The organism is Limnohabitans sp., assembly GCF_040401495.1.
Lineage (GTDB): Bacteria > Pseudomonadota > Gammaproteobacteria > Burkholderiales > Burkholderiaceae_C > Limnohabitans.
In genome coordinates this window covers 218,509-237,417 of record NZ_JBBAOI010000002.1, presented here as the reverse complement: position 1 = coordinate 237,417, position 18,909 = coordinate 218,509, and the positions used below count along the sequence as shown (strand labels likewise).

Sequence of the window (18,909 nt, the reverse complement as noted above, 5' to 3'; positions counted from 1 at the left end):
TGACCCCAATTACTTCAGGCCGTAGGCTTTGGCCACGAGGCTGATGGGGTGTTGGAGTTCGGGCACGGCTTGGCCGCTGGCCTCAAAGCCTTGGGCAATGTGGTGGCCGCCCAGCGGACAGTCGGAGCTGATGTAGTCGGGTTTGCTGCCGTCTTTCATGGTGGCCATGGCTTTGACCACAGGTTTGCCAATCTTCATGGCGTAGGCATGGGTGGCTTTTTTCACGCCATAGGTGCCCGCATGCCCAGAACACCGCTCGATGGTGTTGATGGTGGTGTCGGGGATCATTTTGAGCATCTCTTCGGTTTTTTTGCCGATGTTTTGCACCCGACCATGGCAAGGAATTTGGTAGCTGATGTTGCCCAAGCCCTCAGTGAATTCGGTTTTCAGCAAACCATCGCGCTTGCGCGCCATCAGGTATTCGAACGGGTCCCACATGTGCTCTTTGACCAACTGGGTCTCGGCATCGTTGGGGTACATGAGCGGCAACTCTTGCTTGAACATCAAGGTGCAAGATGGCACCGCGCTCAAAATGGCATAGCCCTCACGCGCATATTTGGCGAGGATGGGCATGTTGACTTGTTTGTTCTCGTCCACCGACTTCAAGTCGCCCAATTCGAGCTTGGGCATGCCACAGCATTTTTCTTTGGACACCAGCTCATAGGGGATGTCGTTGTGGTCGAGGATTTTGAGCAAATCCATGCCAATCCCAGGCTCGTTGTAGTTCACATAGCAAGTCGAATAAATCACCACCTTGCCGGGTGTTTTCTCGCCATTCACCACTTTGCTGCTCTTTGCTTTGGGCGCTTGGCTGCGGAATTTTTTGGACGCCAACTCAGGCAACCAGGCATCTTTGTCCACACCGAGGGCCGACTCCATCACCGAGCGCGCAGCTTTGGTTTTGTTGATCGCATTGACCGCTTGGACCACGACGGGGATGCCGGCAAACTGGCCATGCACATCGGTGGAGGCCAGCAGTTTTTCGCCGGTGGTGACCTCACCCTTTTGGAACTTGATGGCCTTGGCGCGCAGCATGGTGTGGGGGAAGTCAAGGTTCCATTCGTGCGGCGGCACATAAGGGCATTTGGTCAGGTAGCACAGGTCGCACAAATAGCATTGGTCGACCACTTTCCAGTAGTCTTTTTTGTCCACGCCATCCATCTCCAGCGTGGGGCTTTCATCCACCAAGTCGAACAAGGTGGGAAACGAGCCGCACAGGCTCACACAACGGCGGCAACCGTGGCAAATGTCAAAGATGCGCTCCATCTCGGTGAGGCAGGCCTCTTCGTTATAGAACTCAGGATTGAGCCAATCCAGCGGATGGCGTGTGGGGGCTTCCAAGCTGCCTTCGCGGGCCATGGTGTGTTCCTTAAAAAAAGGGGCGCTGGGCCATATGCACCCAACGCCCTACCCTCAATGCTGACAAAAGATCAATCGACCAATTCAGCCAATGCTTTGGCGTAACGGTTGGCGTGTGAACGCTCAGCCTTGGCCAGGGTTTCAAACCAATCGGCGATTTCGTCGTGGCCTTCGTCGCGTGCGGTTTTGGCCATGCCAGGGTACATGTCGGTGTACTCATGGGTTTCGCCAGCCACAGCGGCTTTGAGGTTGTCACGGGTGGCGCCAATGGGCAGACCAGTGGCGGGGTCGCCGCACTGCTCGAGCCATTCCAAGTGGCCATGGGCGTGACCGGTCTCGCCTTCGGCGGTCGAACGGAAAAGCGCTGCCACATCGTTTTGGCCTTCAATGTCGGCCTTGTTTGCGAAATACAGGTAACGGCGGTTGGCCTGTGACTCGCCTGCGAAGGCGGCTTTCAGGTTTTCTTCCGTTTTGGAGCCTTTGAGTGCTGCCATGAGAAATCTCCTAGGGTTGATGAAAATGCTTTGATATTGCCATCAAAGACTGTGTGAGGGTAACTGCTGAATACGAAAAGTCCAATGAGATGTTTCAATCTACATAATTGACTAAGGCTATCAACCATTGATTTTCCCAACAAAACCTGTATCTGTAAGAAATTAATTGGGATCTGACCCCAATTATTCCGATTATTTTCCGATTATGTGATTGCCAGAAAGCTGGTCAAGTAAACTGACCTCATGAAAAACCTGCCTGCTGCTGCCAAAGTTCATGGTTTACACCATTATGCTTATCGCGCCAGAGATGCAGAAGAAACCCGCCACTTCTATGAAGACATTTTGGGTTTGCCGCTTTACCATGTCATTAAAAATGACCATGTGCCCAGCACAGGCGAGTACTGCCCTTACACCCACTTCTTTTTTCAGTTGCAAGACGGCTCATTTATCGCCTTCTTCGACTTGGGTGACGACCTTGCATGTGAGCCTTCACCCAACACCCCTGCTTGGGTGAACCACATCGCTTTCAATGTCAACAGTATCGATGACTTGGAGGCCATGAAAATACGCCTTCAAGCGCATGGCGTCGAAGTGCTGGGGGTGACTGATCACCGAATTTTCAAAAGTATTTATTTTTTTGATCCCAACGGTATTCGCTTGGAGCTCGCGGCCCAAGTTGCAGACAAGCACCAAATGCAGCGCGAAAGTCTGGATGTCCATGCGCAATTAAATGCGTGGAACGAAGAGAAGAAAAGACGTCGCCTCGACAGAGAACTCAATGCCTGATTTGCCTGCAAACGGCTACGCCCTGCCAGCGTACCCGTTCACAGCCCCAACCGAACTGCTTGAACGCCGCAGTTGCCACCATTCGGTGGTGATTGTGGGCGGCGGATTGACAGGCCTGACCTTGGCGTGTCGCTTGGCACAACTGCGCATACCTGCCGTACTGATCGATGAAGACAACTCGGTAGGTGTCAAGGGCGCGTCCTCTCGAGGTATTTGCTACACCCAACAATCATTGGAAATTTTTCAACGCTTGGGTATTTATGAACGCATCGCCGCCAAGGGTGTTGCTTGGCAAGTCGGGAGAACCTTCGCCGGCCATGACGAGGTGTTTTCTTTTGACCTTCGCGAAAGAAGTCAATTCTCCTTCAGCCAGCAACCCCCTTTTATCAACATCCAGCAGTTCTATGTGGAGATGTATCTGGTAGAGCGTATCCAAGAACTCAACGGCCTTGGCGGTCAAATAGATTTGCGTTGGTCTTCTAAAGTCACTTCTTTTGAACAAAACGAAACGCAAGCATTGCTTGGCGTGAGTACGCCCGAAGGTGACTATCAAATCACCGCAGACCATGTGATTGATGCCAGTGGCTCACACACCCCTTTTCATGCATGGGTAGGCGCCACCATGGACAGCAAGCGCGGCGACGACCGCTGGTGCATTGCCGATGTGCGCTTCAAACACACGCCGCCCACAGAGCGGCACACTTGGATTGAAGCGCCCTTCAATGACAACCGCGCTGTCTGGCAACACCTGATGGGTGACGATGTCTGGCGCATCGATTACCAAATGGCGCCCGACGCTGACCCCGCCTATGTCAGCCCTGAAGATGTGGTTCGGGAACGCTTGGCCAAGCAGTTCGGTACAGACGTAGTCTGTGAACTGGTTTGGGTAGGACCCTATGCCTACAAATCACAATGCCTCCACTTGCTGCGCCATGGCCGTGTATTTTTCCTAGGCGACACTGCTAAAGTGGTCAGTCCCTTTGGCGCCAGAGGTGGCAACACGGGGATTGCGGATGCAGACAACCTCGCATGGAAACTTGCCGCTGTGACGCGCCAACAAGCACCAGCAGCATTGCTTGACAGTTACCACCAAGAGCGTTTGCAAGCTGCACAACGTAATGTGCAAGTGACTAACCGCACGGCGCGGTATTTGCGAGCCCCCGAGGGTATTGAACGTCTGTTTCGCCGTGCCACCATCGGCTTGGCCAAGCAACATGGGTTTGCACGACAACTCATCAACACCGGACGCATGGCTGAGGCCAACCGCTACACCGCATCCAGCATTTGCCAAACTGAAGGTGGGCTGATGGTGCAAAACGTTGCCCTGCAGTTTTGCGCTCATCATTCGGGTTGCTTAGGTGATTTGCTTTTGTGGGCAGACAGCGGTTTGTTGCTCTTGGTGTTTGGCGCTTGCTCATCCCACGAATTGCAACAGTTGCGACAACTGTCACAAAGCGCTGCTGTGCATATCGTTCAAGTGGTGTCCGATGCAACAGCACAAGCTGTAGAACATGTGATCGATAAGCCCCAGCGATTACGCCAAGCCTGCGGCGATTCTGCTGCGCGGTGGGCCTTGCTGCGCCCAGACGCATATGTGGCTGCCCGAGGTCAAACCTTGAATGCTGGCTTGGTACACAGCGTGGCCAAGGCCTTGGCCATACCTTGAAACAACCTGAATTGGAGTTAGCCATGACCACCACCTTGAAAATTGATTTTGTGTCCGATATCGCCTGCCCTTGGTGCGCTGTGGGTTTGGGTGCGCTAGAGCAAGCGCTTGAAGAACTGCAAAATGAAGTGAAAGCCCATATCCATTTCCAACCCTTTGAACTCAACCCTCACATGCCCGAGGGTGGCGAAGACTTGGTCGAACATCTAGGAAAAAAATATGGCTCCACTGCAGAGCAACAAGCACAGATGTACCAAAATATCAAAGCGCGGGGAACTGAAGTGGGCTTTGCGTTTCACCCAACTGGGCGTGGCCGCATTTTCAACACTTTTGATGCGCATCGCTTGCTACATTGGGCCGAACACGAGGGTGTGGCTGGCGATCAACACAAACTGAAAAAGGCTTTCTTAGAGGCTTACCAAGGTCGTGGGGAAGTGATTGAGTCCCATGAAGTGTTGCTGGCCATCGTCGAGGCGCTGGGCATGAACACGGTTGCTGCTAAGGTTGTGCTCGAGAGCGATACCTACTCCCAAGCTGTGCGTGAGAAAGAAAACTTTTACATCAGCGCTGGCATTCATTCGGTGCCAGCTGTCATCATCAATGACCGCCACTTGATCTCGGGTGGACAGCCTGCACACGTATTTGTGCAGGCTTTGCGTGAGATCGCAACGCAAGCATGAAGTGGTTTAAGCAATTTCCCCCATCCACTTTCTCGACAAAGGTTGCTTAACACCCGCATTGCGTGCAGTCACTACCGTGTTGGCGAGTGACACAGCCGTTGCAGCCGACAAGGTCCAACCCAAATGACCATGGCCTGTGTTGTAGAACACATTGGGCGCTTTTCCCGACCCGACCTTGGGCATCATATTGGGCATCATCGGTCGCAAGCCTGCCCAAGGCGTGAATTGACGGGTACTGATGCCCGGAAAACATTGCGCTACCCAATCGACCAAAGGTTGAATGCGGTCTGCGCGTATGTCTTTGTTGAAACCATTGAACTCGGCGGTTCCCGCAACCCTAAAGCGGTTCAACCCTAAACGACTGCTAACCAGTTTGGTGGCGTCATCGAGCAAGCTCACCTGCGGAGCGCAAGCTTGGCTGTGGGCATCATCCAAATGCACTGTGATGGAATACCCTTTAACGGGGTACACATTCACTCTGTCACCCAGTTGTGCAGCCAAGTCTCGGCTTTTAATGCCACAGCAAACCACGACAGCATCTGCGGTAAACGCAACAGGCTGGGCTTCTTTCTCATAAATCATCCGAATTCTCTCGCCTGTGGTCTGGACGGTGGTTACCTCGCTACCGTAAAGGGTTTGCACCTTCATGCGCTCAAGGGCTTGCGAAAGTCCGAAGGTGAACTTATGAATATCGCCCGTGCTGTCACTCTCGGTAAAGAAGCCACCATGAAATGTTCCGTGTAATGTCGGCTCGATCTGGCGCATTTCCTCGGGCGAGACAGCCCGACGCACTAAGCCACCTTTTTGCAGCAAGGTGCTGACTTTGGCAGCGTGTTTGTAGCTTGCTTGATCTCGGTAGATATGCAAAATTCCTTCGCATTTCAAATCGAAATCGATGTTTTCTTGTTGCGCCCAAGTAAAAAGATACTCTCGCGCTGCAATAGCCAGTTGTGTCGTGAAGATGGTGTTGGCTTCGTAGTGGGGCAGTTGTGCCACAAATTCGGTCAACCATGACCATTGATGCCAACTGGCTTTCGGATGAAACAGCAATGGCGCATCACGTCGGGTGATCCACTTCATGCCCTTGACCAAGGTAGACCAATGGTTCCAAACCTCGGCATTGGAAGCAGACAGTTGTCCGCCATTGGCGTAGGAAGTTTCCATGCCTGCGTAGCGGTGACGTTCAAGCAAAGTGACAGAGAAACCCTGTTGGGCCAATGCGTAAGCGGTGGTGACACCTGTGATGCCACCACCAATGACGGCGATGTGTTGCATAGAGAAATCCTCAAAGAGTCCGTGAAAGGGAGAAGCGCAGCAAACCGCTGTGCATCACCCCCTCTGTGCTGGACCTGAGAGATTCACGCATCGCGCCAAGGCGATGGCTTGCTCCTACGGTGTGCAGATTGACCATCTTCTGCAACTCTTCAGAGATTTACCATGTCACCGGTTCTGGGGCCTGAGAGATTCCGGGGCGGTTGCTCCTTCGGCGGTGTTGGTTGACACGCTCTCCCGATGACATCATCCAAAAGTATAGCTTGAGGCTGAACCCTAGAATCAAGGGTTAGCCCAACTCGTTGATTCCATCACTTACATCGTCTGCTCAGCATGTCCACAACGCCTTCTCAACAGCCCGGCTTAGACAGCCTGTCCAAATCTTTTGAACCCGCCGCCCTCGAGGCCCACTGGGGCCCAGAGTGGGAAAAGCGCGGCTATGGCGTGGCGGGTTTTCGCGGCACGGGTCAACCGCAAGCAGAACAACCGGCATTTGCCATTCAACTGCCGCCACCCAACGTGACCGGCACGCTGCACATGGGCCACGCGTTCAACCAAACCATCATGGACAGCTTGACGCGCTACCACCGCATGAAGGGTCTCAACACCGTGTGGGTGCCCGGCACCGACCATGCGGGCATTGCCACGCAAATCGTGGTGGAGCGTCAACTCCAAGCCCAAGGCATCAGCCGCCATGACATGGGGCCGACACCTGATGTGGCACGCAAAAACTTCATCACCAAGGTGTGGGATTGGAAAGAGCAATCGGGCAACACCATCACCCAACAAATGCGCCGCATGGGCGACAGCGTGGACTGGAGCCGTGAATACTTCACCATGGACGACAAGTTGTCGCCCGTGGTCACCGACACCTTCGTCAAGCTGTACCAACAAGGCTTGATTTACCGTGGCAAGCGCTTGGTCAATTGGGACCCAGTGCTGATGAGCGCGGTCTCCGACTTGGAAGTCGAAGCCACCGAGTCCGATGGCCATATGCACTACATCTGCTATCCGTTTGCCCAAGGGCCGCAGCAGATTGACGGCGTGATGCAAAAAGGCATGACCATAGCCACCACAAGGCCCGAGACCATGATGGCCGATGGCGCGTTGGCGGTGCACCCCGAAGATGCTCGCTATCAACATTTGCTGGGCCAGATGGTGGACCTGCCTTTGTGCAACCGCCAAATTCCCATCATTGCCGATGATTTTGTGGACCGCGAATTCGGCTCGGGTTGCGTGAAGATCACCGGCGCACACGACTTCAACGACTACGCTTGTGCCCAACGCCACAACTTGCCGCTCATTACCATCTTCACCTTGGACGCCAAGGTCAACGAGAACGGCCCTGTTGCTTACCAAGGCCTTGGCCGCTTTGAAGCACGCAAAGCCGTCAACCGTGACTTAGAGGCCCTGGGATTGATGCTGGAGATCAAACCGCACAAAATGATGCTGCCGATTTGCGCCCGCACCGGCCAAGTGGTGGAACCCATGCTGACCGACCAATGGTTTGTTGCCATGAACCAGGTCAGCCCGCAAGACCCCACGGGAAAAAGCATTGCGCAAAAAGCGATTGACGCGGTGCAGTCGGGCGAGGTGAAGTTTGTGCCGGAGAACTGGGTCAACACCTACAACCAGTGGATGAACAACATCACCGACTGGTGCATCAGCCGCCAACTGTGGTGGGGCCATCAAATTCCTGCTTGGTATGACGAAGATGGCAAAGTCTATGTGGCGCACAACGAGGCCGATGCGCAAGCGCAGGCTCCTGGCAAAACCCTGACCCGCGACCCCGATGTGCTCGACACCTGGTACTCCTCTGCACTGGTGCCTTTCAGCACCATGGGCTGGCCCGACAAAACATCCGACGGCGATTTGTACCTGCCCTCCAGCGTTTTGGTCACTGGCTACGACATCATCTTCTTTTGGGTCGCGCGCATGATCATGATGACCACGCACTTCACTGGGAAGGTGCCGTTCAAGCATGTGTACATCCATGGCTTGGTGCGCGATGCGCAGGGCAAGAAGATGAGCAAGTCTGAGGGCAATGTGCTCGACCCGGTCGATTTGATCGACGGCATTGCACTGGAGCCCTTACTGGACAAACGCTCACAAGGTTTGCGCAAACCCGAGACCGCACCGCAGGTGCGCAAGAACACGCAAAAAGAATTTCCCGAGGGCATTCCCGCTTATGGCGCAGATGCCCTGCGCTTTACTTTTGCCGCCTTGGCAAGCTTGGGACGCAGCATCAACTTTGACAGCAAGCGCTGCGAGGGTTATCGCAACTTTTGCAACAAGCTGTGGAACGCCACCCGCTTTGTGCTGATGAACTGCGAGGGTCAAGACTGTGGCCTCAAGGAGCACACCAAGGCCGAATGCGCACCCCCGCGCACCGATGAAAGCGGCACACACATTCCCGCCGGCCCGTTTTACCAATACATGAAGTTCAGCCAAGCCGACCGCTGGATTTCCTCGGTGCTGCAACAGGTGGAAGCCGATGTGGCCAAAGGCTTTGAAGAATACCGCTTGGACAATGTGGCGACAGCCATATATGAATTTGTGTGGAACGAGTACTGCGACTGGTATTTGGAAATCGCCAAGGTGCAAATCCAAACCGGCGGCCCCGCCGAGCAACGCGCCACGCGCCGCACCCTCATTCGCACTTTGGAAGCCATTTTGCGTTTGGCCCATCCGCTTATCCCTTTCATCACCGAGGAGCTGTGGCAAAAAGTCGCCCCCGTGGCGGGCTTGGCTGGCGAGTCAGTGAGCATCGCCCGCTACCCTGAAGCGCAGATGAACAAGATCGATGCGCAAGCCATTGCCAATGTGAATCAACTCAAATCGCTGGTCGATGCGTGTCGCAATTTGCGCGGCGAGATGAATGTGTCGCCCTCCACCCGCATGCCCATGTTCGCCCTAGGCAACGCCGAATTCATGCGCAGCAATGCCGCCGTGTTGCAAGCGCTGGCCAAGCTGAGTGAAGTCAAGGTGTTTGACGACGAAGCCCCATGGCAAGCCGCCGCCCAAGCCGCGCCGGTGGCGGTGGTGGGTGAAACCCGCTTGTGCCTGTTCATGGAAGTGGACGTGGCGGCAGAAAAAATCCGATTGGGCAAAGAGGTGGCGCGTTTGCAAAACGAAATCACCAAGGCCCACGGCAAACTCAGCAACGAGGCTTTTGTGGCCAAAGCACCGCCTGCGGTGATTGCCCAAGAGCGCCAGCGGGTGGCCGACTTTGAAGCGACCTTGCTGAAGGTGCAAGATCAGCTCCGGCGCTTGGGGTAAGGCCGTATTCAGCGTCTTTTCAGTACATGGATGAAATCGTCACCCACAGTTTCTTGCGACATCAACTCGTTGCCTGTTTGCTTGGAAAAAGCAGCAAAATCTCGCAAAGAACTCTTGTCGGTAGACACCACTTTCAGCAACTGACCGCTTTGCATGGCGGTCAACGCTTTTTTGGCTTTCAAAATGGGCAAAGGGCAGTTCAAGCCCCGTGTGTCTAACTCTTGATCGATGTTCATGGTGCTTATTCTAAATTTTGTGCGGCTCGCTCTTCCCAACTCATGAAGCGTGGCTCCATACCTTGCGTGCGCAGCCAGTCACCCATGGCGTAACCCGTGCCGGCTGGCCAGCAAATGATGTCTGCGTAATTGAACAATTTATATTCGGCCAATTCAGGCGACAAGCGAATGTCACCATCCGCCACCGCATGGTAGGCAATGATGACTTGGTTCATGCGCTGAAAATCGTATACACCCACCAGCTTCAAAGCAGACACTTGCAAGTTGGTTTCTTCGGCAATCTCTCGGCTAATGCCTTCTTCGGGCGTTTCACCCGCCTCCATGAAACCGGTGATGAGCGCAAACCTTCTGCCAGGCCATGCGGCATTGCGCGCCAGCAAAATTTGATCTCGGTATTGCACGATACCTGCCAAGACAGGTGTGGGGTTGTTCCAATGCGTCCATTGGCACACTACACAGCGCATACGTTGCTTAGGACCACCGTCTTCATCTTGCGTGATGAGTTGCAATTCGGTGGCGCACATGGGGCAATATTGGAAGTTGCTCATGCGGGGAATACACCGGTGGACAAGTAGCGGTCACCTCGGTCACAGACGATGAACACGATGGTGGCGTTTTGCACTTGCTTGGCGATTTGCAAAGCCACCCAGCAAGCACCAGCCGCCGAGATACCCGCAAAAATACCTTCTTCTCGCGCCATGCGTCTGCACATATCTTCAGCGTCTTGTTGGCTGACGTAGACCAATTCGTCCACGTTGGTGTCATCGTAAATCTTGGGCAAATACTCGGGTGACCACTTGCGAATGCCTGGAATGCGAGAACCCTCGCTGGGTTGTGCGCCAATGATTTGCACTTCGGGATTTTTCCCTTTGAGGTAGCGAGATACACCGGTGATGGTGCCGGTCGTCCCCATGGCGCTCACAAAGTGCGTGATCTGGCCATTCGTTTGCTGCCAAATCTCGGGGCCAGTGGTTTCAAAATGGATGCGTGGGTTGTCTGCATTGGCAAATTGATCAAGCACCAAGCCCTTACCCTGCGCCTGCATTTGGTGCGCCAAATCCCGAGCGCCTTCCATGCCTGTGGTTTTGGGCGTAAGGATGAGTTCAGCACCAAAGGCTTTCATGGTTTGGGCGCGTTCAATAGACAAGTCCTCGGGCATGATCAGCACCATGCGGTAGCCCTTGATGGCTGCAGCCATGGCCAAGGCGATGCCAGTGTTGCCAGAAGTGGCTTCAATCAAGGTGTCGCCAGGTCTGATATCTCCACGTTCTTGGGCGCGTTGGATCATGGACAAGGCGGGACGGTCTTTGACTGAGCCCGCAGGGTTGTTGCCTTCTAGCTTGCCCAAAAGTACATTGCTACGTTCTTTGTTTTCCGCAGCGCCAATGCGCTGTAAGGATGCCAAAGGGGTGTTACCTATTGCTGATTCAATGGTTGGATAGTTCATGCCCACACTGTGCCATAATTCGATTCCCTCTTCTGCCGAAGTGGCGAAATTGGTAGACGCAGCAGATTCAAAATCTGCCGGTGCAAAACACCGTGCCGGTTCGATTCCGGCTTTCGGCACCATCAAAAGGCCCGCACTGTTCCACGACAGTGCGGGTTTTTTCTTGGGGCTTAAGATCCCAAAATTCATTATTTAAAATTCGCCAACCATGAGCCAACTTTTTTCCTCTTTCCAACTCGGTTCTCCCCGCGGTCCACTGACACTGCACAACCGTATCGTGGTCGCACCCATGTGCCAATATGCCTGCGATCTGAATGGTCAAGCCAACGATTGGCATCTGATGCATTGGGCTAACTTGCTCAACAGTGGTGCGGGCTTGTTCATGATTGAAGCAACGGCCGTCACTGCCCAAGGCCGTATCACACCCAATTGTCTAGGCTTATGGGATGACGCAACTGCCCATGCTTTGTCCGAGAATTTGGCCAGGGCACGCCGCTTGGCTCCGCCGATGCCTGTTTGTTTGCAAATCGCTCACGCTGGACGCAAGGGCTCGAGCGCACAGCCTTGGCATGGCGGCATGTTGATTCCCTCCAATCAAGGAGGCTGGGAAACTGTGGCACCTTCGCCCATCCATTTGATGGAGGGTGAAGCACCTCCCCACGAAATTGATGCTGCAGGCTTGATAGCGATTGAGCAAGCCTTTGTGCAAGCCGCCAAATACGCCCAGGCCATGGGCTTGGAAATGATTGAGTTGCACAGCGCACATGGCTATTTGCTTCACGAATTTTTGTCTCCCATCGCCAACCAACGCACTGATGGCTATGGCGGCAATTTTGCTGGCCGAACCCGATTCCCTTTGCAAGTTTTTCAAGCAGTTCGCAAGGTTTTTGACGGCGTCTTTGGTGTTCGCCTTTCTGCCACCGACTGGATCGAAGGCGGCTGGACCTTAGAGGAAACTGCAGACTTTGCCTTGATGCTCAAACAAGCCGGCGCAGACTTCATCCATATATCTTCAGGCGGCATTGCGCCCCAGCAAAAAATCAACATTGGCCCAGGCTACCAAGTGCCTTTTGCCCACCATGTAAAGCAAAAAACACAAATGCCCACCATCGCGGTGGGACTGATCACGCAGCCTCAACAAGCTGAGGATGTTTTGGTCAAAGGCGAAGCGGATTTGGTGGCTTTGGGTCGCAGCTTTTTATACAAACCCCGCTGGGGGTGGGAGGCCGCCGCAGCCTTGGGCGGTCAAGTACAAGCGACACAGCAATACTGGCGCAGCTTGCCCAAAGAGGCCAACGGTATTTTTGGCGATGCCAAGATAGGTATGCGCTAAGGGGTCTTGCCCTTTAGGCCGTCCATCACTGTGGGGTAGAGCAAGCGCAATCCCATTTCTTGGGCCATACGCTCTGAGCGTATACGCCTAGACTCGTTCAAAAAGCTCATCACCATGGGTGAGAGTTGTAACTTTGCTTGCTCGCGACTGATGCGTGGCGGTTTTGGCAAACCCCATATGGCGGCAGCCTTGTCCATATAGTCGCCCATTTTCATATCGGTGTCGTCGCACACATTCATGGGACGTAAAGGACAGCCACGCCAAAGCGCCAGCACCGTGGCACGGGCTAAATCGTCTGCATGGATATGGTTGGTATAAACATCCTCCTGCGCATCCAACACTGGCGTGCCGCGCAGTAAACGTTCACGAGGTGTTCCACCTTCGCGGTCTAAAGCATAGATACCTGGAATACGCAACACCTGTGTTCTGGGGTACCCGCTTTTGCCCAAAAAATTAATCCAGTTTTGGGCGTCTACACGCCGTTGCGCTCTGGCGCTTTGAGGTTGAAGTCGACGTGTTTCATCGATCCATTCGCCTTGGCAATCACCATAGACACCAGTGGTCGAACCATAAACCATGGCCGAGGGCAAACTGCGCAAACGCAGCGCCAACACCAAGGCACGGGTACGCGGGTCTGTATAACCTTCAAGGGGCGGTGGCGCCATGTGAACCACATGCGTGGCCACCCCAGCCAAACGCCTGAGGGTTTGTGGTTTGTCCAAATTGCCCAGCATGGGGGTGATGCCACTTTGCAGCAAAGTCTCTAAGCGCTGGCTTGAACTGGTCAAGGCCATCAAGCGCGAAGAGGCTTTGAGCAAACCCGCGACTCGCAAACCCACATCGCCGCAACCGACGATCAAGACACGGGGGCGACGAAACCTTGCGGGCAAGGCACCAAGTGGGCTTTGAATTGAAGGCAAAATCAGCGCTTTCGATAGCTAACAAGTTTCCAAGGATAACAAGCATGGCTTTTCAGATTGTGGTGCAACCCAGTGGGCGCAGTTTCTCGGTGGAGGGTGATGAAACTTTGCTCTCCGCTGGCATTCGCCAAGGCTTGAACATGCCGTATGGCTGCAAGGATGGCGCATGTGGTTCTTGCAAATGCAAAAAAATCAGCGGTGAGGTGCAACTGGGCACTTACCAAACCAAGGCACTGAGTGACGAGGAACTCGCCCAAGGCTTGGTGTTGACCTGTTGCGCCAAGGCTTTGTCCGATGTGGTGCTGGAGTCCAAGCAAGTCACTTCAGCAGATGCCTTTCCCATGAAAAAAATGCCTGTGCGCATTGCCTCCATGGAAAAAGTCTCTAGCGATGTGATGCGCGTTTTCTTGCAACTTCCCGCTACCGAGTTGATGCAATACCACGCTGGACAGTATGTGGAGTTTTTATTGCGTGACGGTTCTCGCCGCGCGTACTCTATGGCAAATGCACCGCATACCCTGGCAGCAGATGCGCCCAAAGTTGAATTGCATATCCGGCATATGCCAGGGGGTAAATTCACCGACCATGTGTTTGGTGCGATGAAAGAAAAAGATATCCAGCGCGTTGAAGGACCCCAAGGAAGCTTTTACTTGCGCGAGGACAGTGATGCGCCCATGGTGTTGTTGGCCTCTGGCACGGGGTTTGCACCCATCAAAGCCTTGATGGAGCATATGCAACACAAAGGCATCACGCGGCCCACACGCTTGTACCGGGGTGGTCGCAGACCCGCAGATTTGTATTTAAACGATTGGGTCTTGGCGCAGCTGCCTTTGATGCCCCATGTGCAATACATCCCCGTGGTGTCTGACGCTTTGCCAGAAGATGCTTGGACGGGCAGAACAGGCTTTGTTCATGCTGCGGTGTTGCAAGACACGCCAAGCCTGGCTGGCTATCAGGTGTACGCCTGTGGAGCGCCCATCGTGGTGGATTCGGCACGTCATGACTATGTGGCCAGCGGTTTGTCGCCAGACGAGTTTTATGCCGACTCGTTCACCAGCGAAGCAGATAAAGCCGCTGTTTAAGGTTTGCGTGCCTGTGCATTTTTTTCTCGCAAAGCTCGCATTTTTTCAGCAATTTTGATTTCCAAACCCCGCTCCACCGGTTGGTAAAGGGTGGGCGGCGTCATGCCCTCGGGCCAATAGCTTTCACCGGCGGCAAATGCGTCGGGTTCATCATGCGCGTAGCGGTAGGCTTTGCCGTAGTCCAGGTCTTTCATCAAGGCCGTGGGCGCGTTGCGCAGGTGCAGGGGCACAGGGCGGGTGCCATCGGCTTTGATGAGTTTTCGCACGCTGTTGTAGGCCTTGTAAACCGCGTTGGACTTGGGTGCAATGGCCAAATACACCACACATTCGGCCAAGGCCAATTCACCCTCGGGAGAACCCAAGCGCTCATATACTTCGGCGGCATCCAGCGCCAAGCGCAAGGCGCGGGGATCCGCCAGCCCAATGTCTTCGGCGGCCATGCGAATCATGCGCCGCGCCATGTACTTGGGCTCGGCCCCACCGTCGAGCATGCGCACCAACCAGTACAGCGCGGCATCGGGGTCAGAGCCGCGCACCGATTTGTGCAAGGCGCTGATGGTGTCGTAGAACTGCTCGCCACCTTTATCGTAGCGGCGCATGCGCTCGCCCAACACCTTCATCAACCATGCGTCACTCACCAGACTTAGCTTTTCGTGCTGCGCCGCCACCGCCAAGGTCTCCAAGGTGTTGAGCAATCGGCGCGCGTCGCCATCGGCATAAGCGATCAATCTTGCTTGGGCATCGTCGTCCAAGGCAGGCACGGCATGGATGGCGCGGGCTTTGTCAATGATGTGGGTCAAATCGACTTCCGACAAAGGCTGCAAAACATAGACTGCGGCCCTCGACAACAGCGCCGAGTTCACTTCAAACGAAGGGTTTTCGGTGGTTGCGCCAATGAAGGTGAACAGCCCCGACTCGACATGCGGCAAAAACGCGTCTTGCTGGCTTTTGTTGAAACGGTGCACCTCATCGACAAAAACAATGGTGCGCTTGGAGGCCAAGGAATCTCGCTCAGCCAGCGCCTTGTCCACTGCTTCACGGATTTCTTTCACGCCACCGAGCACCGCGCTGATAGCCAAAAACTGCGCATCAAAAGCGTCGGCCATTAACCGTGCAATGGTGGTTTTGCCAACCCCCGGTGGGCCCCACAAAATGCAGCTGTGGGGTTGGCCCGATTCAAACGCCACCCTGAGGGCCATGCCCTCGCCTAACACCTGCTGCTGACCAATCACCTCGCCCAAATTTCGAGGGCGCAGGCGTTCGGCCAGAGGGGTATGACTCAAGGCCGCACCACGTCCACCCCCTTGGGTGGTACAAAATTGAAATATGGCATTGTGAGGTTGGCAGGATTAACTTCGACATGGTTGAACCGAATTTGCGAACGGTTGCCAAAGGCGTCAACGATGTCCAATTGGCTCAATACAGCCTGTCCTGCCTCTACACGCAAACCAATGCGAACGCTTTGCAAACCGGCGTCTTTGATTTTGGGGGTGGCTACCACCCAGTCCAAGCCCTCCTCGGAGGGCGCTGCTTTCAAAGCAAACTCTTTGCTGAGTGAGGCAATGTCTTGCGCAGATGCAATCAAAGCTGCTGGGGTGCTGCCCAAAGTCTGCGCTTGGTTGCGCACCGTGACTTGGTTTAAATCGGTATCGAACAACCAAAGTTGCTGACCATCAGCGACGATGTTTTGCACATAGGGCTTGCTGTAATCAAAACGAAAAACGCTGGGTCGAATGAAAGCGAAAACCCCTGAAGAGGTTTTGGGCCTGAGGGGTTTGCCTTCTTTGGCGGGGGCTGTGACCACTTGCACAAAATCGGCTCGCCAACTGCGGGTAGATTTTAAAAATTGCGCCAAGCTGTCCAAGCCATCGGCGTGGGCCATGCCAACGACAAAACAGAAGGCAGTGATGAGGGCGAGGCGAAATGAAATATTCATTCTGCGCGTGTAGGCACCAAAATCTCACGCTGACCGTTGGTGCTCATGGCGCTGACCAAGCCGGCTTTTTCCATGTCCTCCACCAAACGGGCGGCGCGGTTGTAGCCAATTTTCAAATGGCGCTGCACCAAGGAAATACTGGCCTTGCGGTTTTTCAACACCACCTCTACCGCTTGGTCATAAAGGGGGTCTTTTTCACCTGCAATATCGCCAAACAAATCGGGGCCTTCTGAGCCGCCATCCACCGTGCCACCTTCGAGAACGCCTTCGATGTAATTGGGCTCACCTTGGGTTTTCAAATAGCTAACCACACGATGTACTTCTTCATCGCTGACAAACGCGCCGTGAACGCGTATGGGAAAACCCGTGCCGCTGGGCAGGTACAACATATCACCCATGCCCAACAAAGCTTCTGCGCCCATTTGGTCGAGGATGGTGCGACTGTCGATTTTGCTGCTGACCTGAAATGCGATGCGTGTGGGGATGTTGGCTTTGATCAGGCCAGTGATGACATCCACGCTTGGGCGTTGTGTCGCCAAGATCAAGTGAATACCAGCAGCCCTGGCTTTTTGCGCCAAACGAGCGATCAGCTCTTCAATCTTTTTGCCCACCACCATCATCAGGTCGGCCAACTCATCGATCACCACCACGATGTGGGGCAAGCGGTCCAATGGTTCAGGCTCATCCGGGGTGAGGCTGAATGGATTGGTCAAGGCTTGACCCTGCTCCTTAGCCTCGTCCAATTTATGGTTGTAGCCCGCCAAATTACGCACACCGAGCTTGCTCATGAGTTTGTAGCGGCGCTCCATTTCACCGACACACCAATTCAAGCCATTGGCGGCTTGTTTCATGTCGGTGACAACCGGCGCCAATAAATGCGGTATGCCCTCATAGACCGACATTTCTAGCATCTTGGGGTCGATCATCAGCATACGAACGTCCCGTGCTTCGGCTTTGTACAGCAAGGACAAAATCATGGCATTGATACCCACCGACTTGCCCGAGCCCGTGGTGCCAGCGACCAACACGTGCGGCATTTTGGCCAAATCAGCCACCACAGGGTTGCCGCCAATGTCTTTGCCCAAACCCATGGTGAGCATGGACTTGGCTTCGTTGTAAACCGATGAGCCCAAGATTTCGCTCAAGCGAATGGTTTGGCGTTTACTGTTGGGCAACTCCAGCGCCATGAAGTTTTTACCTGGAATGGTTTCCACCACGCGTATGGACACCATGCTGAGGGATCGAGCCAAATCCTTGGCCAAGTTCACCACTTGAGAGCCTTTGACACCGGTGGCAGGTTCAATCTCGTAACGTGTCACCACAGGACCAGGCGCAGCTGCCAGCACTTTGACCTCCACGCCAAAGTCACGTAATTTTTTCTCAATCAAGCGGCTGGTGAACTCAATCGTTTCTGCGTCCACTGGGTCTAGCTTGAGTTGCGAGGCATCAAGCAACTCAACCTGCGGCAAGCGGGAATCGGGTAAATCATTGAACAAGGGCTTTTGCCGCTCACGTGCGACACGCTCACTTTTGGGGGGCGCTGGTTCAGGCTCAACAACGATACGCACGGGGTGAGCAGGTATGTCTGCGTTCTCATCACGCTCCCACACCATGTCTTTTTCACGCGCTCTGGCTGCTGCTTCGCCCAATGCCAAGTCTTGGGCAATTTCACGTTTCTCGCGCTGCTGTTGAATCAAACCATCAATCGCTGAGCCCATTTTTTCAGCAAGTTCAATCCAAGAAAAACGAAACACCCACGATAAACCAATGACCATGAAGACAATGAAAACCAGACCAGAACCATTGAAGCCGAGCCAGCTGTTGGCGGTACTGCCTACCAAGTAACCCAAAACACCACCCGCATGGTGGCCGGGCAATTGACTTTCAAAGCGGTAAAGGCGGGTGAACTCCAACCCTGTGCTCGAGAGCAGCAGCATAGCCAAGCCACTCCAAAAGGCCCATCGCGTCAATCGCCAAATGTGGGGGTCCGCATCTACATCTACTTCGCTGCGCAAACGCTTGGCCAGGGCAGACAACCAATTAACCAAGCCTGCCAAATAGCACCAAAACACCGAATAACCCAGCAAGAAAAATGACAAGTCGCTGACAGCGGCGCCAACTCGCCCGCCCCAGTTGCGAATATGCGGGTTAGAACCCGAGGTCGTCCAAGCTGGGTCAAGCGCAGAATGGCTGACGATGGCCAACAGCCAAAAAAGCAAAACCACGAACCCGACGGCTAAAGCAATTTCTTGGATAAACCGTTGCCAACCCGTCATCTCGGGCGGTTTTTCACGGGTATTGTTGAGTGTGTGCAATGTATAAGTCATGACAGAAGCGAAGCTTAACAGGGGCGTCCCAGCAGACAATGACAGCAAGCCCTAAAATTATCGCTTACCGTGACAAACTTCTTGTTCACGCT

The 18,909-nt window shown here is 54.2% G+C and carries 16 protein-coding genes, 1 tRNA gene and 1 riboswitch; of the genes, 7 read left to right on the top strand and 10 right to left on the bottom strand.

The genetic code is table 11. The annotated features are described in order from the left end of the window. Positions 1 to 9 precede the first annotated feature (9 nt). Entirely contained in the window at positions 10 to 1,359 is a 1,350-nt protein-coding gene (locus AC9UEO_RS02995) for a (Fe-S)-binding protein (RefSeq protein WP_509529647.1), read from the bottom strand. Between the two features lie 71 nt (positions 1,360 to 1,430). Then, complete coding sequence (locus AC9UEO_RS02990) at positions 1,431 to 1,853, bottom strand: rubrerythrin family protein (RefSeq protein WP_506643050.1); 423 nt, start codon at positions 1,851 to 1,853, stop codon at positions 1,431 to 1,433. A 243-nt stretch (positions 1,854 to 2,096) separates the two neighbouring features. Between AC9UEO_RS02990 and AC9UEO_RS02985 the strand changes: the two genes are divergently transcribed. The 3 genes from AC9UEO_RS02985 to AC9UEO_RS02975 are packed head-to-tail and all read left to right on the top strand — an operon-like array spanning position 2,097 to position 4,985. Next, a complete protein-coding gene (locus tag AC9UEO_RS02985) occupies positions 2,097 to 2,639 on the top strand; it encodes a VOC family protein (protein ID WP_509529642.1) in 543 nt (180 codons plus the stop codon). Continuing rightward, a complete protein-coding gene (locus AC9UEO_RS02980) occupies positions 2,632 to 4,305 on the top strand; it encodes an FAD-dependent monooxygenase (protein WP_509529639.1) in 1,674 nt (557 codons plus the stop codon). Before AC9UEO_RS02985 ends, AC9UEO_RS02980 begins: the two co-directional genes overlap by 8 nt. 23 nt (positions 4,306 to 4,328) lie before the next feature. Further along, positions 4,329 to 4,985: a DsbA family oxidoreductase gene (locus tag AC9UEO_RS02975; protein WP_509529636.1), complete on the top strand. Its 657-nt coding sequence runs from the start codon at positions 4,329 to 4,331 to the stop codon at positions 4,983 to 4,985. A gap of 6 nt (positions 4,986 to 4,991) precedes the next feature. Here AC9UEO_RS02975 and AC9UEO_RS02970 read toward each other — a convergent pair whose 3' ends face one another. Beyond that, positions 4,992 to 6,260 carry a D-amino acid dehydrogenase gene (locus tag AC9UEO_RS02970; RefSeq protein WP_509529633.1) on the bottom strand — a complete coding sequence of 423 codons (1,269 nt, stop codon included), beginning with the start codon at positions 6,258 to 6,260 and terminating at the stop codon, positions 4,992 to 4,994. A 159-nt stretch (positions 6,261 to 6,419) separates the two neighbouring features. After that, a riboswitch (glycine riboswitch) is annotated at positions 6,420 to 6,507 on the bottom strand. Positions 6,508 to 6,590: 83 nt separating this feature from the next. Between AC9UEO_RS02970 and AC9UEO_RS02965 the strand changes: the two genes are divergently transcribed. Then, positions 6,591 to 9,536 (top strand): valine--tRNA ligase, encoded by a 2,946-nt coding sequence (locus tag AC9UEO_RS02965; RefSeq protein WP_509529630.1) that lies wholly within the window; start codon positions 6,591 to 6,593, stop codon positions 9,534 to 9,536. A gap of 8 nt (positions 9,537 to 9,544) precedes the next feature. On the opposite strand, the gene AC9UEO_RS02960 is transcribed toward AC9UEO_RS02965, so the two are convergent. From AC9UEO_RS02960 to cysM, 3 genes are read right to left on the bottom strand one after another with little or no spacing between them, the layout of a single operon-like run. Next, positions 9,545 to 9,772: a sulfurtransferase TusA family protein gene (locus AC9UEO_RS02960; protein WP_509529627.1), complete on the bottom strand. Its 228-nt coding sequence runs from the start codon at positions 9,770 to 9,772 to the stop codon at positions 9,545 to 9,547. Between the two features lie 5 nt (positions 9,773 to 9,777). After that, positions 9,778 to 10,320 carry an NUDIX domain-containing protein gene (locus AC9UEO_RS02955; RefSeq protein ID WP_509529624.1) on the bottom strand — a complete coding sequence of 181 codons (543 nt, stop codon included), beginning with the start codon at positions 10,318 to 10,320 and terminating at the stop codon, positions 9,778 to 9,780. Then, complete coding sequence (gene cysM / locus AC9UEO_RS02950) at positions 10,317 to 11,219, bottom strand: cysteine synthase CysM (RefSeq protein ID WP_509529621.1); 903 nt, start codon at positions 11,217 to 11,219, stop codon at positions 10,317 to 10,319. Before cysM ends, AC9UEO_RS02955 begins: the two co-directional genes overlap by 4 nt. A 34-nt stretch (positions 11,220 to 11,253) precedes the next feature. On the opposite strand from cysM, the gene AC9UEO_RS02945 reads away from it, so the two are divergent. Beyond that, positions 11,254 to 11,341, top strand: a tRNA-Leu gene (locus tag AC9UEO_RS02945). A gap of 86 nt (positions 11,342 to 11,427) precedes the next feature. Continuing rightward, a complete protein-coding gene (locus AC9UEO_RS02940; protein WP_509529619.1) occupies positions 11,428 to 12,552 on the top strand; it encodes an NADH:flavin oxidoreductase/NADH oxidase in 1,125 nt (374 codons plus the stop codon). Here the strand turns inward: AC9UEO_RS02940 and AC9UEO_RS02935 are convergent. Further along, on the bottom strand, positions 12,549 to 13,472 hold the full coding sequence (locus tag AC9UEO_RS02935) for a Rossmann-fold NAD(P)-binding domain-containing protein (RefSeq protein ID WP_509529616.1): 924 nt from the start codon (positions 13,470 to 13,472) through the stop codon (positions 12,549 to 12,551). The two genes, AC9UEO_RS02940 and AC9UEO_RS02935, sit on opposite strands and share 4 nt — an antisense overlap. Positions 13,473 to 13,516: 44 nt before the next feature. Here AC9UEO_RS02935 and AC9UEO_RS02930 point away from each other — a divergent pair, with 44 nt between their 5' ends. Beyond that, a complete protein-coding gene (locus tag AC9UEO_RS02930) occupies positions 13,517 to 14,554 on the top strand; it encodes a CDP-6-deoxy-delta-3,4-glucoseen reductase (RefSeq protein ID WP_509529613.1) in 1,038 nt (345 codons plus the stop codon). On the opposite strand, the gene AC9UEO_RS02925 is transcribed toward AC9UEO_RS02930, so the two are convergent. Genes AC9UEO_RS02925 through AC9UEO_RS02915 form a run of 3 tightly spaced genes read right to left on the bottom strand, consistent with a single transcriptional unit; the run spans position 14,551 to position 18,817 of the window. Beyond that, positions 14,551 to 15,837, bottom strand: coding sequence for a replication-associated recombination protein A (locus AC9UEO_RS02925; RefSeq protein ID WP_509529610.1), 1,287 nt, complete (start codon positions 15,835 to 15,837; stop codon positions 14,551 to 14,553). The genes AC9UEO_RS02930 and AC9UEO_RS02925 overlap by 4 nt on opposite strands. Continuing rightward, positions 15,834 to 16,490: an outer membrane lipoprotein periplasmic chaperone LolA gene (gene lolA, locus AC9UEO_RS02920; RefSeq protein ID WP_509529607.1), complete on the bottom strand. Its 657-nt coding sequence runs from the start codon at positions 16,488 to 16,490 to the stop codon at positions 15,834 to 15,836. The genes AC9UEO_RS02925 and lolA overlap by 4 nt, the downstream gene beginning before the upstream one ends. Continuing rightward, positions 16,487 to 18,817, bottom strand: coding sequence for a DNA translocase FtsK (locus AC9UEO_RS02915; protein ID WP_509529604.1), 2,331 nt, complete (start codon positions 18,815 to 18,817; stop codon positions 16,487 to 16,489). The genes lolA and AC9UEO_RS02915 overlap by 4 nt, the downstream gene beginning before the upstream one ends. Between the last annotated feature and the right edge of the window lie 92 nt (positions 18,818 to 18,909).